The 4,980-nt window shown below is 33.1% G+C and carries 4 protein-coding genes; 3 read left to right on the top strand and 1 reads right to left on the bottom strand.

Annotated features, from left to right (window positions below; genetic code table 11):
• A partial coding sequence (locus B3J44_RS02235; protein WP_286965448.1) for a hypothetical protein occupies nucleotides 1–308 on the top strand: 308 nt, incomplete at its 5' end.
• A gap of 72 nt (nucleotides 309–380) precedes the next feature.
• Here the strand turns inward: B3J44_RS02235 and B3J44_RS02230 are convergent.
• A complete protein-coding gene (locus tag B3J44_RS02230; RefSeq protein WP_286965446.1) occupies nucleotides 381–1,541 on the bottom strand; it encodes an MFS transporter in 1,161 nt (386 codons plus the stop codon).
• A gap of 217 nt (nucleotides 1,542–1,758) precedes the next feature.
• Between B3J44_RS02230 and B3J44_RS02225 the strand changes: the two genes are divergently transcribed.
• Both B3J44_RS02225 and B3J44_RS02220 read left to right on the top strand, forming a co-directional pair.
• Nucleotides 1,759–4,065 carry a TonB-dependent receptor gene (locus B3J44_RS02225; RefSeq protein WP_286965444.1) on the top strand — a complete coding sequence of 769 codons (2,307 nt, stop codon included), beginning with the start codon at nucleotides 1,759–1,761 and terminating at the stop codon, nucleotides 4,063–4,065.
• 83 nt (nucleotides 4,066–4,148) lie between these two features.
• A partial coding sequence (locus tag B3J44_RS02220) for a PepSY-associated TM helix domain-containing protein (RefSeq protein ID WP_286965440.1) occupies nucleotides 4,149–4,980 on the top strand: 832 nt, incomplete at its 3' end.

The following is a 4,980-nucleotide window of genomic DNA, read 5'->3' as shown; positions in this document are numbered from 1 at the left end:
ATGAAACTCGAGCTTTTTTAATAAATTTGATTCAAAGCGGAATCACTTCTTTTATTTTCAAATATAATCGAATAGAACAATCAATGAACACCACTTTCGATTTTAGGTTTTATTGTATAGAAAATCAGGTTGAAAAGGAGCTATTTTACATTAATTGCAGATATACTAGAAAGACTTTAATTTCTTTCTTGCAAATTCTTAATCATATTAATGAAAATTATAAAATTGATTTAGTGAATGAATTCGCTAATGATGGTTATTTTTATGATGACAAGAAGCAAGAGATTGTGCGATATATATATCCCTAATTTTCAAAGAAAAAAATCTCAATAAAAGAAAATCTTAGAACCTCAGCATCTTAGTATCTTAGCATCTCTAAATTATTCATTATCCCCGATCTTATTCACCATAAAGATCATCAGAATCCCGAGAAGCGCCATAATAAGGAAAGCCCATTTCATGCTTAAATATTCAGAAATAAAACCAACCATTGGCGGAACCAATAAAAATCCGAGATAGCCAATTGTAGATATTGAAGTCAAGGCAGAACCACTGCTTAAATTTGAAGATCTTCCGGCAATGCTAAACACAAGCGGAACTACACAAGAAACTCCAAATCCGATTAAAACGTAACCGAAAATAGTTGGGTAAGCATATGGGAGGATAAAACAAAGTCCGAAACCAGCTGTTATTAATATTCCGCTGTAAAGCAGTATTTTTTTAGTTCCAAATTTCATTACACCATAATCCCCAAAAATACGTCCTAACGTAACTGCAGAAGCGAAAAATACAAATGCGGCACTGGTTAATTTTGGAGAAGCTTTTAATATGTTTTCGAAATAAATTCCACTCCAATCGTACATGGTGTTTTCGCAGGCCATAGAAACAAAGCAAATCAGCGAAAATTTTACTAGATTTTTTTCAGGCATCGAGAAAAACTTCTTCTTAACCGGAACAGGTTCGTTGTGAATACTCATTGGGTAAAAACAAGCCGTAAGCGCAAGCATAAAAATACTCACTCCCAATAAATGATGCGACGGTGCAATGTGCTGTGTTACCATTACATACCCTAAACCAGCTCCAGAGAAAACTGCAATACTCCAAACCGCATGAAAACGCGTTATAATAGACTTTGGATACAATTTTTGAACTTCAAGAGATTGTGCATTTATGGATAAATTGAAAATATTACGAGAAGCTCCAAAGAATAAAAGTATAATTACCAACTGCCAGACAAATGCTGCCAAACCTGGCAAAGAAAGCGCAACATTAAACATAACCGCACCAAGAAGCATTATATAACGGCTGCTGTATTTATTCAATAATTTTCCTGTAAAAGGCATTGTTAGCATTAAACCGATCGGAAAAGCAAATAAAACTGCTCCAAATTCGGCTTCAGACAAATGCAATTGGGCTTGTATATGTGGAATTCTTGAAACCCAAGAAGAGTAACCAAAACCTGAGAGAAAGAAAAAAACAGTGTTGGCAATACGATATCCTCTAGGCGTATTTTGAATCTTTTTAAAGAATGGTAAAATCATGAAGTCATTTTTCAGACAGCAAAATTAAGGCTTTTTAAAGTTTATCCCACCACAATTTTGAATAAGAATTTTGATTAATCGCTCTAGAATAAACATTTAACAATTTAACCTGCAAATGGCAGAAATAAAAATTGTTAAAGTTATTTTAATTTTTACATTTGCATTGTTTTTATTTATTCTAAATAAAATTTAATTATAAACCAATTAAAAATTAGCAATGAATTACCTCAGTTTGAAAACTTCGCGTTTTCTATTTTCTATCAGTTTTTTATTTTCGTTCTTATCAATTTTTGCTCAACAAAATCACGGAAAAATTAAAGGAACCATAACTACCTCAGACGGCGATGCTGCGGCAGGAGTAAACATTATTCTTAAAAACACAAAATATGGCACCGTTTCTAATGATGATGGTACTTTTGATTTTAATAAAGTAAAAGCCAATTCTTATACACTACAAGTATCTTTAACTGGTTATGAAACTCTAGAAACTGAAATTACAGTTACTGAAAACGAAACCTCAACAGTCAATTTACAACTGAAAGTTTCTAATAAAGAATTGAAAGAAGTTGTTATTAGCAGTCCGAAAAGCATTATGTCTAAAAAAACAGACTATGTTGCAAGAATGCCTCTTAAGAATCTTGAAAATCCGCAAGTTTATAGCGTAATCCATAAAGAACTTTTGTTAGATCAAGTTGCTGTAGATGTTAGAAGTGCAGTACAAAACTCTCCTGGTGCAGTTCCCGTTACTTATCCTTCTGGTGGAGTTGGCGTAACTTTTAGAGGTTTTACCACAGGAATTAATGCTAGAAACGGAATGGAAACTGCTACAAATCGTTCTTCTACAGATCTTGCCAATGTTGAAAGAATTGAAGTTTTAAAAGGTCCATCAGGAACTTTATTTGGATCAACTATTTCATCTTTTGGAGGTGTAGTGAACTTGGTAACTAAAAAACCTTTTGAAACCGCAGCCACAGAAGTTTCTTATACTATGGGAAGCTATAACTTAAATCGTTTTACTGCAGATATCAATACACCTTTAAAGAAAGATAAAAGTGTTTTATTTCGACTAAATGCAGCGGTTAACAGAGAAAAAAGTTTCTTAGATTTTGGCTTCAATAATACTTTTGCCTTCACACCAAGTTTAACTTATAAGGCAAGCGACAAACTTACTTTCAATATTGACGCAGAATATATTAGCTCAAACAACACAAGACGTACTTATCATAGATATGATCCTAAATCAGGAATTACAAATCCTGGGGATTTGATGGTAGGTTACAGAAAATCATTATTTTATGATGACAATGATGCTAAAACTTCGGCAAATAAAGTTTTTGCTCAAGCAGAATATCAAATATCTGAAAACTGGAAATCGACTACTCTATTCTCTTTTATGGGAGAAAATGTAGAACGCAGCTACCAAACTTATACTCTTTGGCTAACTCCATACTTAGCGGCGAGAAGAGTTGGTAACTGGGGACCTATTTACAATAACTACACTAATATTCAGGAAAATATAAACGGTCAATTTAAAACAGGAAGCATCAAACATAAACTTTTGGTAGGTGCAAATTACAGTTTTAATAAAAATAGCTTCTCTTCTGGAATTACAGCTTATATTGATACGGTCGATGTTAGAATGCCTTTTGATCCGATGAGAAGAAAAACGGTTGATGCAACATTAAAACAAACTGCTTATCCTACTGATGGCGACCAGACTTTTAGCATTTATGCTTCTGATGTAGTTAATTTTACGGATAGATTATCTGCAATGTTAAGTTTACGTATGGACAATTATAAACGTAAAGAAGTTGAAGGCACTGAAGCTTATAACCAGACTGCATGGTCTCCAAAATTAGGTTTGGTTTATCAGGTTGTAAAAGATCAGGTTTCTCTTTTTGCAAATTATATGAACGGATTCCAAAATTCACCTCCTGCAACACAGCCAGATGCAACAAAATTGATTTTAGATCCTGTTTATGCTGTACAATATGAAGCAGGTGTAAAAGCAGAAGCATTTAATAAAAAATTAAGTGCCACTTTAAGCTATTATAATATTACTATTGATAATGCAATTCGATACGACTCAAATGGTTTTGCATTTCAAGATGGAGTTCAAAAAAGCAAAGGTTTAGATTTTGAGTTAATAGCCAATCCAATAAACGGATTAAATATTATTGGAGGATATGCATACAATGAAAATCGCATCGAAGAGTCGGGAGCAATAGCACCTGGAGCTCCAAAAAATGTAGCTAACTTTTGGGCAACTTATGCTTTGCAAAATACGGTTAAAGGTTTAGGTGCTGGTTTTGGGTTAAATTATGTTGGAAAAAGCTATCTATTTGAAGACAATATTTTCTACATGCCATCGTATACAACAGCAAATGCAACAGTTTTTTACGATCAACCGACTTGGAGAATTGGAGTAAAATTCAACAACATTTCTAGTGAAAGATATTGGGATTTTTACGGAAATTCTCAAGCATTATCAAACTTCTTAGTGAATCTAACATTGAAATTCTAAGGTCATTTCTTTTCAAAAAACACCTCTGTACTATCTGCAGAGGTGTTTTCTATTTTAATACCTATCTTATTTAACCTTTTACAATGACTTTTAAAAAGCTACTATTAAAAATACATTTATGGCTAGGTTTATCATCAGGTCTTATCGTAGTTATACTAGGAATTACAGGCTGTTTATACGTTTTTGAAGAAGAACTGCGTCCTATAATTCACGACTATTATTATGTTGATCAGGTTAAAGATAAAAAACTGCCTATTAGCCATTTAATAAAAATTGCGCAAGAAGCAAACAAAAAGATCCATCCAAAGCAGACATTTTCTGGATGCAGGACATTTAGTGATGATAGACGTACTGTTGTTGCTTGGTTTTATGAAGAATTGGACAATGATGCGATCTGGTATTGGAATCAGTATCAGACAAACTATGTCTACTTAGATCCCTACACAGGAAATGTCACAAAAATAGAAGATTATAATTTTGAGTTTTTTGTTTTTGTACGAATGCTGCACCAAACACTTTGCTTAAATAGTAAAATTGGCGATCCCATTACAGGTACAGCAACCATTATATTCATAATTTCCTTAATTACAGGTTTAATTCTATGGTGGCCTAAAAATAAAAGTGCGGCAAAACAACGCTTTTGGTTTCAATGGAAAAACACTACAAAATGGAAACGTAAAAACTACGATTTGCATAATATTCTAGGATTCTATATGATGATTTTCACTTTGATCATTGCCTTAACCGGATTAGTATGGGCTTTTGAATGCTACGATAAAGGAATTCAATGGTTATTTAATGGCGGAAAAACATTTGCCAAAGAAGAAAGAATCGTTTCTGATACTACAAAATATACTCCAATCAGTGCTACTGATAAGATATATAACGCCACTCTAAAAGCACATCCTAAAGCCA

The sequence above is a fragment of the Flavobacterium sp. UBA4854 genome (assembly GCF_002399805.1).
Taxonomy (GTDB): domain Bacteria; phylum Bacteroidota; class Bacteroidia; order Flavobacteriales; family Flavobacteriaceae; genus Flavobacterium; species Flavobacterium ginsengisoli.
Note: the sequence above shows the minus strand (reverse complement) of the source record. Positions and strands in the feature narration are given on the sequence as shown.

Bases quoted from the DNA above. Each gene is read 5' to 3' on its own strand.
- B3J44_RS02225 (WP_286965444.1), top strand. From the start codon at position 1,759: ATGAATTACCTCAGTTTGAAAACTTCGCGTTTTCTATTTTCTATCAGT.
- B3J44_RS02230 (WP_286965446.1), bottom strand. From the start codon at position 1,541: ATGATTTTACCATTCTTTAAAAAGATTCAAAATACGCCTAGAGGATAT.